This window comes from Caballeronia sp. M23-90 (genome assembly GCF_053574605.1).
Map to the genome: position 1 here is coordinate 1 of NZ_JBSIPA010000998.1, position 331 is coordinate 331.

The 331-nt window shown below is 54.1% G+C and carries 1 rRNA gene; it reads left to right on the forward strand.

The features are described from left to right. Nucleotides 1-228: 228 nt before the first annotated feature. Nucleotides 229-331: ribosomal RNA gene (rrf, locus tag ACRXB1_RS37500) — 5S ribosomal RNA — on the forward strand; the annotation flags it as partial.

Genomic DNA, 331 nt, shown 5'->3' on the forward strand with positions numbered 1-331 from the left:
CGGCAGCCATGAGTGCTTAAGCACGTATGGATGCCCCATCCCGCGCCATGCGCGGGGTCTTAAGTACACGCATCGGTTGAGATCAGTGTTGTGCCTGATATAAGTAGTAGCAAACACAACCCCAAGCTTCACCCGTAACAACGAGGCGTGCTCAACACATGCACTCGACTACTTCTTCCCCAGATTGGTTCAGTCGCACCGCATAAGCGACTGAACACCCCCTCAATGCCTGATGACCATAGCGAGTTGGTACCACCCCTTCCCATCCCGAACAGGACCGTGAAACGACTCCACGCCAATGATAGTGCGGATACCCGTGTGAAAGTAGGTA